This is a genomic window from Actinomadura rifamycini DSM 43936, assembly GCF_000425065.1.
Classification (GTDB): domain Bacteria; phylum Actinomycetota; class Actinomycetes; order Streptosporangiales; family Streptosporangiaceae; genus Spirillospora; species Spirillospora rifamycini.
This window is the reverse complement of sequence record NZ_AULB01000016.1, coordinates 1-17339: the sequence shown is the minus strand read 5'-3', so window position 1 is coordinate 17339 and position 17339 is coordinate 1. Positions and strand designations below refer to the sequence as shown.

Sequence of the window (17339 nt, the reverse complement as noted above, 5' to 3'; positions counted from 1 at the left end):
AGGGCGACGATGGCGGAGGGCAGGCCGGCGCGGCCGACGATCTACGACGTGGCGCGGGAGGCCGGGGTGTCGCCGTCCACGGTGTCGCGGGCGATGTCCAATCCGGGACGCGTCAACGCCGCTACCGCGGCCCGGGTCGCCGACGTGGCCGCCCGGCTCGGCTACCGCACGAACACGCTGGCCCGGGCGCTGCCCTCCGGCCGGACCGACACTCTCGCCCTGTTCGTCTCCGATATCACCAACCCCCACTTCTTCGGGGTGATCCGGGGCGCCGAGCACCAGGCGCGCGCCGCGGGCTGCACCCTCATCGTGGGCGACACCGAGGAGTCGCCCGAGGTCGAGGCGCGCAACATCGAGCGGCTCGGCCCGTCCGTCGACGGCTTCGTGATCGCGGCGAGCCGGATGTCGGACGAGGAGATCGCGAAGCTCGCGGCCGGGCACCGCCTCACGCTGGTCAGCCGGCAGGTCGCGGGCGTGCCGAGCGTCATCGTCGAGCACGCCGAGGGCACCCGCCAGATCGTCGAGCATCTCGCGTCGCTGGGGCACCGCTCGATCGCCTTCCTCGCCGGGCCGCCCCGCTCCTGGCTGGGCGCGCGGCGCTGGGAGGCGCTCGCGGCGGCGGCCGCGCGGCACGGCATCGCCGCCCGGCGGATCGGCCCGTTCGCGCCCACCGTCGCGGGCGGCGCCGCCGCGGCCGACGCCGCGCTCGGGACGGGCGCGACCGCGGCCGTCGCGCACAACGACCTGCTCGCCATCGGCGTGCTGCGCCGGTGCGCCGAGCGCGGCGTCGCCGTGCCCGCGGACCTCAGCGTCGTCGGCTACGACGACATCTTCGGCGCGGACTTCTGCTCGCCGCCGCTGACCACCCTCGCCGGCCAGTTCGAGGAGTCCGGCCGCACCGCCGTCGACATGCTGCTGGCCGTGCGCGACCGCGACGGGGTCCGCCCCGCCCGCGACCAGGTCGTCCTGGCCTCCCACCTCGCCATCCGCCGCTCCACCGGCCCCGCCCCGCACTGACCCGGGGTCCGCCGGCGGCGGGTGCGATGCTGGCGGGCGCGCTGGTCGGCGCGCTGTTCGCCGCGCTCGTCCTCCGCCCGTCCGGCGGAAAGCGAAAGCGGGGCGCGGGACCGGCGGAGTACGGGTGACGACCATCCCCCCGGAGGTGTGACATGCCCGACGATCCCCGCCCGCGGACCCCGCGGACGGTCCCGTGACCGCCGCGCCCGAGATCGACGACGCCGCGCTCGTCACCGCGTCCCTCGACCACCCCGACCGGTTCACCGACGTCTACGACCGGCACTTCCCGGTGATCCACCGGTACGTCGCCGGACGCCTCGGCGCGCAGGCCGCCGAGGACGTCGTCGCCGAGACGTTCCTCGCCGCGTTCCGCCGCCGGGCCGCGTTCGACCCCGCGAAGGGCGACGTCCGGCCCTGGCTGTTCGGCATCGCGACGAACCTCGTCGCGCAGCACCGGCGGGCCGAGACCCGCCGGTACCGGGCGCTGGCCCGGCTCGGCGCCGAACCGGACGCGGGCGGCCACGAGGACCGCGTCGCGACCGCCGTGTCGGCCGCGCGGATGCGGCCGGGCCTCGCCCGCGCCCTGGCCGGACTGTCCCGCAAGGAGCGCGACGTCGTGCTGCTCGTCGCGCTCGCGGACCTGTCCCACCAGGAGGTCGCGGCCGTGCTCGGCATCCCGTTCGGCACGGTCGGGTCCCGGTTGAGCCGGGCGCGCAAGAAGCTTCGGGCGGCCCTCGCCCCGACGCAAGGAGACTGACCATGGACGAGATGAAGGCGATCGCCGAGATGCTGAACGAGCCCCCCAACCAGCGGACCGAGGACGAGGGGCGGCGCCGCCTCCGCCGCGAGATCGCGGACCCGTCGGCGGGCCGCCGCGCGCGGACCCGGTTCGGCTGGCCCCTCAAGGCCGGCCTGGGCATCGTCGCGGCCGGCGCCGCCGCGGCCGTCGCGGTCTCCGCCGTCGGGACGGGGACGGCGCCCGCCGAGAGCCCGGAAGCGGGCGCCCCGCAGGGCGAAATCGACCTCGGCCGGCAGGCCGTCCTGGTGGCGGCGGAGAACGCGGCGAAGCAGGAGACGGGCAAGTACTTCTTCACCGACCACGTGTCCGGGCAGTCGTACGTCGTGCCGGCCGAGACCGGCGCGTACGCCATCGACGGCGCGCGCTCCGCGACCTTCGTCGCGGCCGGGCTCGAACCGGGCGACGACGTGACGTTCTACGAGCAGTTCCCCGGGCCCCGCATGTGGAGCCCGCAGGACGGGGCGGCGTGGAAGAAGGCCGGCAGCCCGTCGAAGATCAAGGTGTGGTCGAGCGACAAGTGGCTCACCTTCGACATGGCGGAGAAGGCGCCGTGGAAGCTCGACGGCACCAACACGCAGCAGGAGTGGCTCGGCAAGTACACCCTCGAGAAGCTGCGGAACCTGCCGACCGACCCGGAGAAGCTCGCCGCGGAGGTGTTCGACGGGACGACCCCGGAGGCGGGGCGGATCGACGCGAGCGGGGGCAAGCTCCCCGCGCACATGAAGACCGAGGAGTTCGTCGCCGCCTCGAAGATCCGGGCGGTCGGGTGGCGGCTCAGCGACCTGCCGGTCCCCCCGAAGGTGCGGGCCGCGCTGATGAAGGCGCTGATGGCCCAGCCCGGGGTGCGGGCCGTCGGCGAGACCACCGACCCGCTGGGCCGCAAGGGCGTCGCGCTGACGTCCGGGAGCCGCTCCTACGAGGTCACCGGTGAGTTCGGCACGCCGCCCGAGCAGCAGGGGACCTACAGCAGCCGCCAGGAAATCGTCTTCGACAAGGCGACCGGGAACGCGCTGGCCATGCAGGAAGTGCTGACCGAGCCGGGCGGCCCCTACAAGGACCGCAAGCCCGGCTTCATCATCAACTACACCGCCATCCGCGACACGGGCTGGAGCGACACCGAGCCGACCCCGCCGCGGAACGCCTCCTGAGGCCGGACGGGCCGGCCCCGGAACCGGGGGGGCCGGGACCGGCCCGTCCGTCCGGCGCACGCACCGGCCGCGGCCCGCCGGTGCGTGCGCCGCCGCCGTCAGTCGGTGCGGACGGTGTCGCCGTCAGTCGGTGTGGACGGCGTCGCGGACGTTGATGGCCGCCGTCCCGAGCGTCGGGCCGTACTCCCACGGGTCGTTCCCGTAGTGCCAGGCGTTGTGCCCGATGATGTAGCCCCAGCCGCGCGAGAGCGGCATCTCGGTGATCCACGGCCCGCCGCTGGACCCGCCGCCCATGTCGCAGCCGATCCGCTTGTAGAGGGCGTCCGTCGCGGCGTAGCCGACGCAGAACCGCAGCTTGTTGGAGCTGATCCCCGAGCGGGCCGGGTGCGTGTTCTGCGGGTAGCCGAACGCGCGCGTGTCGTGGAACGTCGTCTCGTTGTAGGTCTCGCCGAACCGGTAGCCCTGGTAGCCGACCACGTCGCCGACCCGGCGGCCGTTGTTGAGGTTCAGCGCGATCGCGGCCATGTCGTACCGGTGGTTCTTGCCGTCGAAGTAGCCGTTCGGCGCGGCCCACGACCGGCCCGTCCACGTGCCGAACGGGCGCTTGCCGTCATGGAAGTCCGGGACGAACGCGAAGTTCGAGTACCAGTTCTTGCTGCCGTCGGTGACGCAGTGCCCGGCCGTCCAGATCGTGTTGCGGTTGGACGAGTTGATCGTGGCGGCCGAGCAGTAGTAGCCGGAGCCGTTGCGCGTGTAGTAGAGCTTCCCGACCGTCTGGGCGGGCATCCGCCCGTGGTCCGCCCAGACCTTCGAGGTGGAGAAGTAGGTCAGCGCCTTGGTGTCGAAGGCCGGACCGCCGGCGCCGGACGCCGCGGGCATGCGGCCCTCGCCGACCTCCGGCTCGGCCGCCGGCGGCTCCGCGGCGGCGGCCTGCGCGGACGCGGCGGCCTCGGCGGGGGACACCGCGGGGGCCGGCGTCGGCTCCGCGGCGGCCATCCGCTCGGGCGTCCAGTACTCCTCGACCTGCGCGGCCGACCGCGCCGCGCCCGCGCCCGCCGCCGTGCCGGTCGCGGGGTCCCAGGGGCTCGCGGCGGGCGCCTCCGGGCGCGTGTCGGCGGCCGCGGCGGGGGCCGCGGCCGCCAGCGCGAGCAGGGCCGTTCCGAGAACGGTGAAACGTCGTGTCATCACATGTTGATCTTCGGCACGATCGGGGGAGAAGTCCTTGCCCGTCCGTCGACGGTTCCTTGACGATGCGTCCACGGGGCGTCCACGGGGCGTCCACGGGTGTCCGGGGGACGACGGCGGGTGCAGGAGCGGCTACGCCTGCGAACCGAGGGCGCGGTGCCGGTAGTCGCTGGGCGGCAGCCCGAACGCGTCGCGGAACGCCCGGGAGAACGCCGAATGGTGTGTGAACCCCCACATGGCGGCGATGCGGTGGACCGGGACGGCGCGCAGCGCGGGATCGGCCAGCGCCAGCCGGGCGCCCTCGAGCCGCCGCAGCCGGATCCAGGCGGCGACCGTGCGGCCCTCCGCGCTGAACAGCCGGTGCAGGTAGCTGACGGAGATGTGGTGCGCGGCGGCGACGGCGGCCGGGGTCAGCTCCGGGTCCTGCAGATGCCGGTCGATGAACGCGTGCGCCCGCAGCAGCAGCGTCCGCCGGCGCACCTCGGGCGACGCGCCCCCGCCCTCCCCGTCGTCCTCCCCGTCCTCCCCGTGCTCCTCCTCGTCCGCGTCGACCGCGTGGTCGAGCAGCGCCGAGGCCAGGTCGGCCAGGACGGTCGCGAGGCGCGGGCCGTCGGACGCGCGGTAGGCGCCGGGGTCCGCGAGGATGGCCGCCAGCGTCCCCGCCAGCAGCCCGCCGACGCCGTCGCGCCCCGGCAGCGGCGGCCCGATCGCCCGGCCGAGCCGGTCCGCGGGGACCGACAGCAGCCGCTTCGGGACGACCACGCCGACCGCTTCGAACGGGCCCGGACCGCCGGCCGCGCGGACCGTGGCGGGGCGGGACGCGTCGTGCGCCGACCACTGCGCGGGCCCGTACCGGAACACCCGGCCGCCGCAGGCGACCTCGACGTGCCCGCGCAGCACCAGCGACAGGTACAGCGCCCCGGGGTCGGGCCGCCGGACGCGGCGCGGCGTCCGGCGGGCGCCCGCCGGGCTCGTCGCGGTCGCGTGGACCGTCACCGCGTCCGGGCCCGTGCCGAGGCGCAGCGCGCGCCCGCCCGTGCCGGGCCGGTCGCGGCCGCCGCCCGGCTCCCCCGGGACCGGGGACCGGCCCGCCGGCTCCCGCCCGCGGCCGATCCGGTCCGCGCGGGCCGCGTCCGCCGTCCGGAACACCGTCTCGAACAACCGAACCTCCGTGTCGCCGCCTCCCGCGCCGGGCGGGCCGGCACGGGAAGATCATCGCGACTCAGAGACTCGGGAGCCAGCGGGTACCGGACGCCGAACGCGCGGCGGCCCGCGGCCGAACGGCGGGCGAACTCTCGCCGCCGGCCGTCCGCCCCGGGCGGCGGCCCGTCAGGAGAGCAGGTCGGCGGGGCGGGTGCCGGTTTCGGTCAGGGGGAGGCCGAGGCCCGCCCGCTCCGTCAGCCACGTGGACGGCCGGTAGCGCGGGTCGCCCGTGCCGAGCGACAGCCCCTCCAGGATGTCGAGGACGGTCTCGGCGCCCACGTGGTCGCCCCACTCCAGCGGCCCGCGCGGGTAGCCGAGGCCGAGCCGGACGGCCGTGTCGATGTCCGCGGGGCGGGCGAGGCCCTGCTCGGCGATCCCGCACGCGACGTTCACGACCGACGCCAGCAGCCGCTGCGCGACCGGCGCCGGGCCGTCCCGGACGACGCTCACCGGGCGTCCCGTCGCCGCGAGCGCCGCGACGGCCGACCGTCCCGCGGCCCGGTCGACGGCGGGGTGCACGCCGAGCGTGAGCCGCGTGAAGAACCCGCCGAGCGGGTCGACGCTCAGCGTCCGCTCCGGCGGCAGGCCCTCCCGGACCGCGACCGCGCCGCCCGGCTCGCCGTACGGCGTCACCAGCACGACCGCCCGGTCCGACGGCCCGTCCCCGGACTCCACCTCGACGTCCGCCGCCGCCAGCAGCGCGCCCAGCGTCTCCCGGGCGCCCGGCTCGCCGCCGCCCGCCGCGTCCTCGTGGATCCACACGGGGCGCCGCTCCGCGTCCGCGGGCGGCGTGATCTCCGCGGGCTCCCGCTTCGCGCCGCCGTCCGGGTACGCGTAGAAGCCCTCACCGGTCTTGCGGCCGAGCAGCCCCGCCTCCAGCCGGGCCCGGCCCACCCGCGACGGGCGCAGCCGCGGCTCGGTGTAGAAGCCCGTCCACACCGACTCCATCACCGGGTGCGAGACGTCCATGCCGGTCAGGTCGAGCAGCTCGCACGGCCCCATCTTGAGGCCCAGGACGTCCCGGGCGATCCGGTCGACGTCGACCGGCTCGGCGGCGCCCTCCGCCAGGATCTGCAGCGCCTCGGTCACCAGTCCGCGGCCCGCGTGGTTCACGAGGAAGCCGGGCGCGTCCGGCGCCCGCACCGGCTCGTGGCCCAGCCGCCGGACGAGCGCCGCGAGCGCGTCCGGGATCCACCCGGCCGTCCGCGCGCCGGGGATGACCTCGACCAGCCGCATCAGCGGCACCGGGTTGAAGAAGTGCAGGCCCGCGAGCCGCGACGGGTCCGCGAGGGCCGCCCCGATCGCCGTCACCGGCAGCGAGCTGGTGTTGGTGGCCAGCACGGTCTTCGGCGGGCACGCCTTCTCCAGCGCGGCGAACAGCTCGCGCTTGGTGTCCATGTCCTCGCGGACGGCCTCCACGACGAGGTCGCACTCGCCGAGCGGCGTCAGCGGCTCGCCCACCGGCCGCAGCCGCTCCTTCGCGGCCGCCGCGTCCGCCGCGGTCATCCGGCCCTTCGCGACGAGCCGGTCGAACATCCCGGAGACGTGCTCGACGGCGTCCCGGACCGCCTCCGGCCGGACGTCCGCGAGTTCGACGGTCACGCCGCCCGCCGCGGCGAGCTGCGCGATGCCGCGCCCCATCGCCCCGGCGCCGATCACCCGGAGCGTCCGCACGTCCCGCGCCCACCGCTCCGCCGCGCCGTCCCGTCCCGCGCCGTCCGGCTCCGCGCCGTCCCGTCCCGCGCCGCCGTGCACCATGCCGTCTCCTCGCACCCGTCCGTCCGCAGGACGATGCTACGGGTGCGCCCGGTGCCGGATCCGTCCCGGTGCGTCCGGCGGGTCAGTAGCCGCCGTCGTCGTCGTCCTGCTGCTCGTCGTCGTTCCTGTCGTCCTGCTCCTGCTCGTTGTCGCCGTCCTCGCCGCCGCCCCCGCCGCAGCCCGCCGTCACGGCGGCGGTGGCGCCCAGGACCCCGGCCACCGCGACCGCCGGCAGCGACGCGGGCGCCAGCGCCGTCACCACGGCGAGCAGCGCCTTGAGCAGTTTCATCGGCAACCCGGCCATCGAGCCCCCCACATCCGGTCGGACACGTCCGGTCGGACGCGCCACGGGGGTGCTACCCCGGGCGCGGCCGGTCTCACGCGCCCGGACCTCCACTGGGCGGAAGCCCCGCGGCCGTCCGGGCGGAATGACCCCATAACCTGCAGAGTGCGCCGCCACTTGTCGAGTTGAGGAGCGTGCCCATGCGCGAAGCGGTCATCTGCGAGCCGCTGCGGACCCCCATCGGCCGGTTCGGCGGGGTGCTGAAGCCGGTCTCCCCGGCCGAACTGGCCGCCACCGTCATCCGGGCGCTCGTGGCGCGCACCGGCCTGCCCGGCGACGCGGTCGACGAGGTGATCCTCGGGCAGTGCAACCCCAACGCCGACGCGCCCGCCATCGGCCGCGTCGCCGCGCTCGACGCCGGGCTGCCCGTCGAGGTCGGCGGCACCCAGCTCGACCGCCGCTGCGGCTCCGGGCTCCAGGCCGTCCTGGACGCCGCCATGCAGGTCCAGACGGGCGTCAGCGACGTCGTCATCGCGGGCGGCACCGAGAGCATGAGCAACGCGCCCTTCTACACGACCAAGGCGCGCTGGGGCGTGCGCGGCCCGTCCATCGACCTGCACGACGCGCTCGCCCAGGGGCGGGTCACCGCGGGCGGCGTCCGCCACCCCGTGCCCGGCGGCATGCTGGAGACCGCCGAGAACCTGCGGCGCGAGTACGGCATCGGCCGGGAGGAGCAGGACGAGCTGGCCGTGCGGTCGCACGCGCGGGCCGTCGCCGCCCAGCGGGACGGACGGTTCGCCGACGAGATCGTCCCCGTCACGATCCGGGGGCGGAAGGGCGACACGGTCGTCGACACCGACGAGCACCCGCGCCCCGACACGTCCGCGGAGAGCCTCGCGAAGCTGCGTCCGGTCCTCGGCAAGGACGACCCGGAGGCCACCGTCACGGCCGGGAACGCCAGCGGGCAGAACGACGCGGCGGCCGCGTGCGTCGTCACGACGCCCGAGCGCGCCGCCGAGCTCGGGCTGCGCCCGCTCGTCCGGCTGGTGTCCTGGGGGCGCGCGGGCGTGCCGCCCCGCACGATGGGCATCGGGCCGGTTCCGGCCACCGCGAAGGCGCTGGCCGCCGCCGGGCTGACCCTCGCCGACATCGACCTCATCGAGCTGAACGAGGCGTTCGCCGCGCAGGTCCTCGCCGTCGCCCGCGAGTGGGGGCTCAAGGACGGCGACTGGGACCGCGTCAACGTCAACGGGTCCGGGATCTCCCTCGGCCACCCCGTCGGCGCGACCGGCGCCCGCATCCTGGCCACCCTCGCCCGCGAGATGGACCGCCGCGAGGCCCGCTACGGCCTGGAGACGATGTGCATCGGCGGCGGCCAGGGCCTCGCCGCCGTGTTCGAACGGGTCTGACCCCGGGTCCCTCCCGGACCGCCCCGGACCCCGGTGCCCGCGTTCAGGGCGCCGGGGTCCGCCGCACGGGGGAGCCGTGGGGCGGCGTCCAGGCCGGGTCCCTTCCGGTCAGCGCGATCAGCCGGTCGAGCGGCCCGGCGTCCGCCGGCACCGCGACCGCCGGGCCGAACAGCCCCTCGATCCCCGCGCCGCCGCTCTCCTCGACGGACGGCCCGACGAACGCGAGGCACGCCTCCACCTCGTCCGTCCCGGCGTCGTAGGGCTGGCCGGTGGCGCGCGCGACGTCCCAGCCGTGCACGACGATCTCGTTCAGCGCGACGCTCGCGGCGACGTCGCCCGGCATCTCGATGCCCCCGGCCTCCGTCGTCCCCTCGCGGGCCCCGGGGACGCGCCAGGCCGCGGCGAGCGCGTCCAGCGCCGCGGGGATCCGCACCCGCCAGTCGGGCGCCAGGTTCGCGGCGGCGGCGGACGGCGGCGGGGAGCCGCCCTCGGGACGGTCCTTGGCGGCGGCCATCGCGAACGCGATCGACAGGCCGTGGACGTGGTCGAGCAGCGCGGCGAGGTCCATGTCCGGGCAGGGCGTCGGCATGGCCAGCGCGGAGTCGGGGATCGCGGCGAGCAGCCCGGCCAGGCGGCGGGCCGCGGGGCCGTGGTCGGCGGTCGGCGTCATCGTGCATCCTCCGTGGACGGCGGGGAGACCGGCCGGTCGTGTCCCGGTCTTCAGGATGCGGACCGCCGGACGGCGCGGAACTCATCGATAGTCGGAGCGGAGGATCGCGCGTGCGCGAGGGCCGCGCCGCGGGCAGGGCGGGAACGGCGGTGGGCTGTGCGCGCGCACAGGGCGGTTGTGGCGGGGACAGCGGGTACCGCTTCGACCGTGGGCGCCGTGTACCGGGCGGGGGGCCGCCGGGTACGCTCCGTCCTGGTCTGCGACGGTGCCGACCAGCGTGTGTGACGCATAAGCTACTACCGAGTAGTATTCGGGACCCGGATGAGGTGCAGTCTGTCACGAGCCCTACGCTGACTGCCATCGCCCGTACCCAGGAGGACGGAACAGTGTACTGGATCACGTTGATCATCGGGCTCGCCGGACTGGCGGTCACGCTGGCGCTCGCGGGGCGGCGGGTGCTGTTCCTGTACAAGACCGCCAAGGTCGGGCAGCCCGACCCGGAGCGGACGCTTCAGGTCAAGCGCGAGCCCAAGAAGGCAGTCGAGGGCCAGGCCGTCGAGGTCCTGGGGCAGCGCAAGCTGCTGAAGTGGACGATCGCCGGCGCCGCGCACTTCGCGGTCATGTGGGCGTTCTTCCTGCTCGCCACCGTCTACCTCGAAGCGGCCGTGCAGCTCCTGTTCGGGCTCGAGGCGCACATCCCGTTCCTGCAGACGTGGGGCCCCATCGGGTTCGTCCAGGACACCATCGCCCTCGCGTGCTTCGCGGGCCTGGCCGTCTTCACCGCCATCCGCGTCAAGAACTCGCCCAAGCGCATCGGCCGCCAGTCCCGGTTCAAGGGCTCGCACCTGTCCGGCGCCTGGATCACGCTGTTCATGATCTTCAACGTGATCTGGACGATGTTCTTCTTCCGGGGCGTCGAGGTCGCGCGCGGCAACTTCGGCTACAGCGGCGCCGCGTACTTCTCCCACCTGACCGGGAACCTGTTCGACGGCATGTCGGACGACACCCTGCACGTGCTGGAAGCCGTCGGCCTGCTGGCGCACATCGGCGTCGCGTTCATCTTCCTGGTGTTCGTCGTCAACTCCAAGCACCTGCACATCTTCCTGGCGCCGCTGAACGTCATGTTCAAGCGCCGCCCGGACGGCCTGGGCGCCGCGCAGCCGATGATGTCGGGCGGCAAGCCGCTCGACTTCGAGGAGGCCGACCCCGACGAGGACGTCTTCGGCCGCGGCAAGATCGAGGACTTCACCTGGAAGGGCTTCCTCGACATGGCGACCTGCACCGAGTGCGGTCGCTGCCAGTCGCAGTGCCCCGCCTGGAACACCGGCAAGCCGCTGTCGCCCAAGATGGTCATCCTGGAGCTGCGCGACCACGCCCTGGCCAAGGCCCCCTACATGCTCGCCTCCGAGGAGGAGCGCGAGAAGTTCACCGACGAGCAGAAGCTCGCCATGCAGGTGGACAAGGAGCTCGTCGCCGACGACGGCGTCATCCACCCGGACGTCCTGTGGTCCTGCACCAACTGCGGCGCGTGCGTCGAGCAGTGCCCGGTCGACATCGAGCACATCGACCACATCCTGGACATGCGCCGCTTCCAGGTGATGATCGAGTCCTCGTTCCCGTCCGAGGCCGGCGTCATGCTGAAGAACCTCGAGAACAAGGGCAACCCGTGGGGCATGTCCGAGATGAAGCGCCTCGAGTGGATCGAGGAGCTCGACTTCGAGGTCGAGGTCGTCGACGACAAGGTCTCCGAGGACACCGAGTACCTGTTCTGGGTCGGCTGCGCCGGCGCCCTGGAGGACCGGGCCAAGAAGACCACCAAGGCCGTCGCCGAGCTGCTGCACATCGCGGGCGTCAAGTTCGCCGTGCTCGGCCCGATGGAAGCCTGCACCGGTGACCCGGCCCGCCGCCTGGGCATGGAGTTCGTGTTCCAGATGCTCGGCCAGCAGAACGTCGAGACCCTGAACGACGCGGGCGTCAAGAAGATCGTCGCGACCTGCCCGCACTGCTTCAACACCCTGGCCAACGAGTACCCGCAGATCGGCGGGAACTACGAGGTCGTCCACCACACCCAGCTGCTCGCGCACCTGGTCGAGGAGGGCAAGCTCACCCCGGTCGCCCCGATCGAGGAGAACATCACCTACCACGACCCCTGCTTCCTGGGCCGCCACAACAAGGTCTACAAGCAGCCGCGCGACATCATGGCGACCGTCCCCGGCGTCAAGACCCAGGAGATGCACCGGCACAAGGACCGCGGCTTCTGCTGCGGCGCCGGCGGCGCCCGGATGTGGATGGAAGAGCGCATCGGCAAGCGCATCAACACCGAGCGCGTCGACGAGGCGCTGGAGACCAACCCCGACACCGTCTCCACCGCGTGCCCGTTCTGCCTCGTCATGCTCGGCGACGCCATCAACGAGAAGAAGAACGAGGGCGCGGCCAAGGAGTCCCTGGAAGTCGTGGACGTCTCCCAGCTCCTGATCCGCTCCATCAAGGGCGAGGGCAGCGCCCCCGAGAAGGAGCCCGTCGCGGCCGAGTGACCCGCAAGCCGCACGCGGCCCCGTCCCCGGTTCGTCCGGGGGCGGGGCCGTTCGCATGGACCGGAAGGTCAAGCGTTCTGGGGCGCGCCATGAACAGGTAGGAAGATCCACGCGGGTAGAGACCGGCTCATGGCCGTCCTCGTCTCCGTGCTCGCGTTCGCCATGACGCTCGCGGGCGGGCTCGCGGCCATGCGCGTCCGCGACCACCGGCACCTCGTCCTCGGCCTCGCCGGCGGCCTCATGCTCGGCGTCGTCGCGTTCGACCTCATCCCCGAGTCCCTCGACCTCGCGGACGCCCACCCCCTCGGCGTCCCCGCCCCCATGATCGGGTTCGCCGCCGGATTCCTGCTGCTGCACGTCGTCGAGCAGGCCGTCGCGATCCACCGCGCCCACGAGGACGAGTACGCCCCGCACGTCCACGCCCACGGGCACGGCCCCGGGCACGGCCCCGGCTCCCGGGCGGGCCTGCTCGCCGCCCTCGCGCTCGTCCTGCACAGCCTCGTCGACGGCATCAGCATCGGGCTCGGCTTCCAGTCCGGCCGGGACGTCGGCGTCGCCGTCACCCTCGCCGTCATCACCCACGACTTCGCCGACGGCTTCAACACCTTCACCGCCGCGTCGCTGCGCCGCACCGACCGCCGCCCCGCCCTCGCGCTCCTGCTCGCCGACGCCCTCGCCCCCATCGCCGGCGCCGCGCTCACCACCCTCGGCACCGTCCCCGACGCCGTCCTCGGCCCCTACCTCGGGCTGTTCGCCGGGGTCCTGCTCTACCTCGCCGCCGCCGAGATCCTCCCCGAGGCCCACAGCCGCCACCCCCGCGTCCTCACCCTCTGCGCGACCGGCCTCGGCCTCCTCGCCGTCCTGCTCGTCGCCGGGATCGCCCACTGAACGCCCGGCAACGGCAGAGGGCCGTCCGGTTCGCACCGGACGGCCCTCTGACACCCCTCGTAACGTCCCAGGTCGGGAGGGACGTTCAGCGGCGCGCGATCAGCCCGTCATGGACGTCGCGAAGTTCGGGTTCGCCTTCAGCCACTCGTCCACGGCCTGCTCGGGCTTGCCCTTGTACTTGTTCTCCAGGAGGTCTTCGAGCGACCCCAGCTGCTGGTCGTCCATCTTGAACTTCTTCAGCCAGCCGGCGACCTCCGCCTGGTCCTCGCCGAAGCCCTCACGCGCGACGGTGAAGATGCCGTCGGGCTTGCCCATGGCGCCCTTCGGGTCCTCCAGGTCGCGGATCGGGAACTTCGCGTACGCCCAGTGCGGCCGCCACAGCGTGACGACGATGTTCTCCTTGGCGTCGATCGCCTTCTGGAGCTCGGTGAGCATCGCCGGCGTCGACGACGTCTTCACCTTCCACTCGTCGTCCAGCCCGTACGCCGGGAGCATCTCCTTCGAGGACACCCGGAACAGGCCCGAGCTCTGCTCGATGCCGACGATCGTCCCGTCGTACTCCCCGTGCTTGCCCTTCAGGTCCTCCAGGGACTTCAGCGGCGAGTACTCCGGCACGGCGATCGTCAGCGGCGCCGAGTCGTACCACGACCCGACCTTCTCCAGCTTGTCGCCGTACTGCTCCCAGTAGTCCTCGTGCGTGCCCGGCAGCCAGGCGTCGAGGAACAGGTCCACGTCGCCCTGCGCCATGCCCGTGTACAGCGGCCCGGTGTCGAGCGTCTTGACCTCGACCTCGTAGCCCTTGTCCGTGAGCAGCTTGTCCCACAGGTGCGTGGCGGCCTCGCCCTCGGCCCAGCCCGAGACCATGCCGATCGTGATCTTCTTGTCGTCCCCGCCGCCGGAGTCCCCCGACCCGCACGCGGCGGTGCCGAAAGCGAGCGTCAGAGCCATCGCCCCGACCGCAAGACCCTTGAATTTCAGGCGCATGCCCGTCCTTTCCTTGTGTTGCGTACCTGACCGGTCTAGATCCCGACCGCCGCGGCGCGCGAGACGCTCGAGCGGTCGCCCAGGGCACCGGTCAGCCGGTCCAGGAAAATGGCGAGCACGACGACGGCGATGCCGCCCTCGAACCCGGCGGCGACGTCCACGCGCTGGATCCCGCCCAGCACCACCTCGCCGAGGCCGCCCGCGCCGACCATGCCCGCGATCACGACCATGGACAGCGACAGCATGATCAACTGGTTGACGCCCGCCATGATCGACGGCATCGCGAGCGGGATCTGGATCCGGGTGAGGATCCGGCCCGACGGCGTCCCGAACGCCTCGCCGGCCTCGACCATCTCCGGGTCGACGCCGCGGATGCCCAGCTCGGTCAGCCGGACGCCCGGCGGCATCGCGAAGATCACCGTCGCGACCATGCCCGGCACCGGCCCGATGCTGAAGAAGAAGATCGCCGGGATCAGGTAGACGAACGCCGGCATCGTCTGCATCAGGTCCAGCACCGGCCGCAACGCCCGGCTCACCATGTCGTTGCGCGCCGCCGCGATGCCGAGCGGGATCGAGATGACCACCGCCACCACCGCCGACACCAGCACCAGCGCCAGCGTGTCCATCGCCGGCTCCCACAGCTCGATGCTGTCGATCAGCATGAACCCGAGCAGCGCGAACAGGCCGACCTTCCAGCCCGCCACGAACAGCCCGATGAGCGCCAGGATCGCGATCAGCACCAGCGGCGGCAGCGCCAGCAGCCCGTCCGCGAGGCCCTCCACGGTCGCCTCGCCGACCGTCACGATGCCGTCGAACAGCCAGCCCAGATTGTCGTTGCACCAGTCGACGACCGTCGAGAACCACTCGCCGACCTCGAGACGCGGCAGCTCCACCGCCATGCCCGTACTCACGCCTGCTCCTTGCTCAGCGCGGGCTCGGGCGCCACGACGTCCTGCACCACCGCGTCGTCCACCTGCGTGTTGATCGCGCCGAGCGCCGCCAGCAGCGTCACCCGCGGGATCACGCCCAGCAGCGTCCCGTCCTCATCGGCCACCGGCACCGGCAGGTCGCTCTCCGCGCACCGCGCGAACAGCTCCGCCACCGGGGTGTCCGGCGACACCGGCTCCGGATCCTCCGCGTCGATCAGGCCGTCGAGCTTGTCGACGCCGTCCTGCACCGCGTCGGCCACCTTCGCCGCCCGCACCCGGCCCCGCAGCTTGCGGTCCTTCGTCACCACGAACGCGGCGGACGTCTGGTGCTCGCGCATCGTCCGCAGCGCCGTCCGCGGACCCGTCGTCGCGAGCACCGTGACCAGCGGCTTCTCCATGACCGACGACGCGGTCAGCACCCTGGTACGGTCCACGTCCGCGACGAACTGGGCGACGTAGTCGTTCGCCGGATCGGTCAGGATCTCCTCGGCGGTGCCGATCTGGACGATCCGCCCCTCGCGCATCACCGCGATGCGGTCGCCGATCCGCATGGCCTCGTTCAGGTCGTGCGTGATGAACACGATCGTCTTGCCGAACCGCGACTGCAGGTCCAGCAGCAGATCCTGGACCTCCCGCCGGATCAGCGGGTCGAGGGCGCTGAACGCCTCGTCCATCAGAATGATGTCGGTGCCCGACGCCAAAGCCCGGGCGAGCCCGACGCGCTGCTTCATCCCGCCCGACAACTGCCCCGGAAGCTTGCTCTCCCAGCCCTCCAGGCCGACCAACTTCAGGAACTCGCGGGCGGTCTTCTCACGTTCTTCCTTCGCGACACCACGAACCTCGAGCCCGTACGCGGCGTTCGCCAGAACCGTTCGGTGAGGGAAGAGCGCGAAGTGCTGGAACACCATGCTGACCTTGTTCTGCCGCGCGGCCCGCAGGGCCTTCGGCGACAGTTTGGCGATGTCCTCGCCGTCGATCTCGATGCTGCCCGCCGTCGCCGGCAGCAGCCCGTTCAGCATCCGGATCAACGTGGACTTCCCGGAGCCCGACAGCCCCATGACCACGAAGATCTCGCCCTGCTCCACCTCGAACGTCGCGTCGACCACAGCGGGCGTGACGCCGAGCTTGCGGACCTCCTCAAGGCCCGCGCCGTTCTTGATCCTCCGTTGAGCCTCGGCCGCCTTGCGGCCGAACAACTTTGTGACGCCTTCCGCGCGGAGTATGGACACGATCTCCTTCCGGGTTCCCACGTCCAACCGGCGCGGAAACGGGTCGCCTACACGTCCAGGCGCCCGGACTCGACGAGACTCACGTAAAGAGACTGTCAAGCGAACGCCAACACTCTGCGTCGCCCGAAACTACCTGCTGAGGGAACATGTTTCATCTTTTGGTGAGTTCAGTCACGTTAGGGTCACAAAACAGACACGTTCACACCTTTGTGCGGTGGAAGTTCAGGTACGACCGCGACGGCGTCGGCCCCCGCTGGTCCTGGTAGCGCGACCCGTACTCCCGCGACCCGTACGGATACTCGGCCGGCGAACTCGTCCGGAACAGACACATCTGCCCGATCTTCATCCCGGGCCACAGCTTGATCGGCAGCGTCGCCACGTTCGACAGCTCCAACGTCACGTGACCGCTGAACCCCGGGTCGATCCACCCCGCCGTCGAGTGCGTCAGCAGCCCGAGCCGTCCGAGCGAGCTCTTCCCCTCGAGCCGCGCCGCCAGATCGTCCGGCAGCCCGAACACCTCGAACGTCGACGCGAGCACGAACTCCCCGGGGTGCAGCACGAACGCCTCGTCCGACTCCACCTCCACCGGCCGCGTCAGGTCCGGTTGCTCCATCGCCGGGTCGATGTGCGGGTACTTGTGGTTCTCGAACACCCGGAAGTACCGGTCCAGCCGCACGTCCACACTGGACGGCTGAACCATGCTCGGCTCGTACGGGTCGATCTTGACCCGCCCGGACTCGAGCTCGGACCTGATATCGCGATCGGAGAGCAGCACGCGAAAAAGCTACCCGGTCCACACACCCCCCGCCGATCCGGTACGATGGCGCAAGCATGGACGGCAACCCCGTCCCACGCGGGTGTAGTTCAATGGTAGAACTTCAGCTTCCCAAGCTGACAGCGCGGGTTCGATTCCCGTCACCCGCTCCACAGTCTCCGCAGGTCAGAGCCCTGCAGCACGCGTAGCGATCACGCCTTCAAGATCGCACGTCAACCAGATGTCAATCAGTCTCCGTGCGACCATGCGAGACTGTGGCCCACGCCACACCACCTCGCGGCATGTGCAGCGACCCGGCGATGAACAGTGGCGCAGGCCCCCCCAAGCCTTCTCAATGAGGTCTCAAGCGCAGCTGGACCGCTATAAATGCGGCACCTCACAGGGCCGCTAAGGCACAAACGGTGCGTGCAGCCGTCCCCACTGATGCGTTGTGATCTCTCGTATGGGCGACGAGAGCACGAGATGACGACCCACCAGCGGCGGTTCGGCGTCACGTTGCGAACGTTCGCAGGGTCGATGAGGACGCAA

General features: G+C 72.8%; 14 protein-coding genes, 1 tRNA gene and 1 pseudogene. 7 read left to right on the top strand and 9 right to left on the bottom strand.

From position 1 onward, the window contains the following. Nucleotides 1-9 precede the first annotated feature (9 nt). From H505_RS0116210 to H505_RS0116195, 3 genes are all read left to right on the top strand, one after another. On the top strand, nt 10-1017 hold the full coding sequence (locus tag H505_RS0116210) for a LacI family DNA-binding transcriptional regulator (protein WP_026402841.1): 1008 nt from the start codon (nt 10-12) through the stop codon (nt 1015-1017). 193 nt (nt 1018-1210) lie between these two features. Continuing rightward, nucleotides 1211-1774 carry an RNA polymerase sigma factor gene (locus tag H505_RS0116200; RefSeq protein ID WP_026402840.1) on the top strand — a complete coding sequence of 188 codons (564 nt, stop codon included), beginning with the start codon at nt 1211-1213 and terminating at the stop codon, nt 1772-1774. A gap of 2 nt (nt 1775-1776) precedes the next feature. Then, on the top strand, nt 1777-2964 hold the full coding sequence (locus H505_RS0116195; RefSeq protein ID WP_026402839.1) for a CU044_5270 family protein: 1188 nt from the start codon (nt 1777-1779) through the stop codon (nt 2962-2964). Between the two features lie 123 nt (nt 2965-3087). Here H505_RS0116195 and H505_RS49860 read toward each other — a convergent pair whose 3' ends face one another. From H505_RS49860 to H505_RS0116175, 4 genes are all read right to left on the bottom strand, one after another. Next, nucleotides 3088-4149, bottom strand: a complete 1062-nt coding sequence (locus H505_RS49860; protein WP_026402838.1) for a trypsin-like serine peptidase — start codon at nt 4147-4149, stop codon at nt 3088-3090. 132 nt (nt 4150-4281) lie between these two features. After that, the gene (locus tag H505_RS42195) at nt 4282-5310 is read right to left on the bottom strand and encodes an AraC family transcriptional regulator (RefSeq protein ID WP_051300758.1); all 1029 of its coding nucleotides are present in this window, start codon (nt 5308-5310) and stop codon (nt 4282-4284) included. A 168-nt stretch (nt 5311-5478) separates the two neighbouring features. Further along, nucleotides 5479-7110: a 3-hydroxyacyl-CoA dehydrogenase gene (locus tag H505_RS0116180; protein ID WP_084550318.1), complete on the bottom strand. Its 1632-nt coding sequence runs from the start codon at nt 7108-7110 to the stop codon at nt 5479-5481. An 82-nt stretch (nt 7111-7192) separates the two neighbouring features. Then, on the bottom strand, nt 7193-7414 hold the full coding sequence (locus H505_RS0116175; protein WP_157433017.1) for a hypothetical protein: 222 nt from the start codon (nt 7412-7414) through the stop codon (nt 7193-7195). A gap of 179 nt (nt 7415-7593) precedes the next feature. On the opposite strand from H505_RS0116175, the gene H505_RS0116170 reads away from it, so the two are divergent. Beyond that, nucleotides 7594-8802 carry an acetyl-CoA C-acetyltransferase gene (locus tag H505_RS0116170; protein WP_026402835.1) on the top strand — a complete coding sequence of 403 codons (1209 nt, stop codon included), beginning with the start codon at nt 7594-7596 and terminating at the stop codon, nt 8800-8802. Nucleotides 8803-8845: 43 nt separating this feature from the next. On the opposite strand, the gene H505_RS0116165 is transcribed toward H505_RS0116170, so the two are convergent. Further along, nucleotides 8846-9472 (bottom strand): TIGR03086 family metal-binding protein, encoded by a 627-nt coding sequence (locus tag H505_RS0116165; RefSeq protein WP_026402834.1) that lies wholly within the window; start codon nt 9470-9472, stop codon nt 8846-8848. Nucleotides 9473-9858: 386 nt separating this feature from the next. Between H505_RS0116165 and H505_RS0116160 the strand changes: the two genes are divergently transcribed. After that, the gene (locus H505_RS0116160; protein WP_026402833.1) at nt 9859-12006 is read left to right on the top strand and encodes a (Fe-S)-binding protein; all 2148 of its coding nucleotides are present in this window, start codon (nt 9859-9861) and stop codon (nt 12004-12006) included. A 129-nt stretch (nt 12007-12135) separates the two neighbouring features. Then, the gene (locus H505_RS0116155) at nt 12136-12894 is read left to right on the top strand and encodes a ZIP family metal transporter (RefSeq protein WP_026402832.1); all 759 of its coding nucleotides are present in this window, start codon (nt 12136-12138) and stop codon (nt 12892-12894) included. A 99-nt stretch (nt 12895-12993) separates the two neighbouring features. Here H505_RS0116155 and H505_RS0116150 read toward each other — a convergent pair whose 3' ends face one another. The 4 genes and pseudogenes from H505_RS0116150 to dcd form a co-directional block, all read right to left on the bottom strand. Further along, nucleotides 12994-13842 (bottom strand): glycine betaine ABC transporter substrate-binding protein, encoded by an 849-nt coding sequence (locus H505_RS0116150; protein ID WP_233617514.1) that lies wholly within the window; start codon nt 13840-13842, stop codon nt 12994-12996. Between the two features lie 71 nt (nt 13843-13913). Next, nucleotides 13914-14642 (bottom strand): annotated as a pseudogene (locus H505_RS0116145) (ABC transporter permease); the annotation flags it as partial. Nucleotides 14643-14785: 143 nt separating this feature from the next. Then, a complete protein-coding gene (locus H505_RS42190) occupies nt 14786-16003 on the bottom strand; it encodes a quaternary amine ABC transporter ATP-binding protein (protein ID WP_267898533.1) in 1218 nt (405 codons plus the stop codon). A gap of 232 nt (nt 16004-16235) precedes the next feature. Continuing rightward, nucleotides 16236-16811: a dCTP deaminase gene (gene dcd / locus H505_RS0116135; protein WP_026402829.1), complete on the bottom strand. Its 576-nt coding sequence runs from the start codon at nt 16809-16811 to the stop codon at nt 16236-16238. A 78-nt stretch (nt 16812-16889) separates the two neighbouring features. On the opposite strand from dcd, the gene H505_RS0116130 reads away from it, so the two are divergent. Further along, nucleotides 16890-16963 (top strand) — tRNA-Gly (locus H505_RS0116130). Nucleotides 16964-17339: the final 376 nt, after the last annotated feature.

Coding starts and splice junctions, on each gene's coding strand:
- H505_RS0116210 (WP_026402841.1), top strand. CDS start 10: ATGGCGGAGGGCAGGCCGGCGCGGCCGACGATCTACGACGTGGCGCGG.
- H505_RS0116195 (WP_026402839.1), top strand. CDS start 1,777: ATGGACGAGATGAAGGCGATCGCCGAGATGCTGAACGAGCCCCCCAAC.
- H505_RS49860 (WP_026402838.1), bottom strand. CDS start 4,149: ATGACACGACGTTTCACCGTTCTCGGAACGGCCCTGCTCGCGCTGGCG.
- H505_RS0116180 (WP_084550318.1), bottom strand. CDS start 7,110: ATGGTGCACGGCGGCGCGGGACGGGACGGCGCGGAGCCGGACGGCGCG.
- H505_RS0116175 (WP_157433017.1), bottom strand. CDS start 7,414: ATGGCCGGGTTGCCGATGAAACTGCTCAAGGCGCTGCTCGCCGTGGTG.
- H505_RS0116170 (WP_026402835.1), top strand. CDS start 7,594: ATGCGCGAAGCGGTCATCTGCGAGCCGCTGCGGACCCCCATCGGCCGG.
- H505_RS0116165 (WP_026402834.1), bottom strand. CDS start 9,472: ATGACGCCGACCGCCGACCACGGCCCCGCGGCCCGCCGCCTGGCCGGG.
- H505_RS0116155 (WP_026402832.1), top strand. CDS start 12,136: ATGGCCGTCCTCGTCTCCGTGCTCGCGTTCGCCATGACGCTCGCGGGC.
- H505_RS0116150 (WP_233617514.1), bottom strand. CDS start 13,842: ATGGCTCTGACGCTCGCTTTCGGCACCGCCGCGTGCGGGTCGGGGGAC.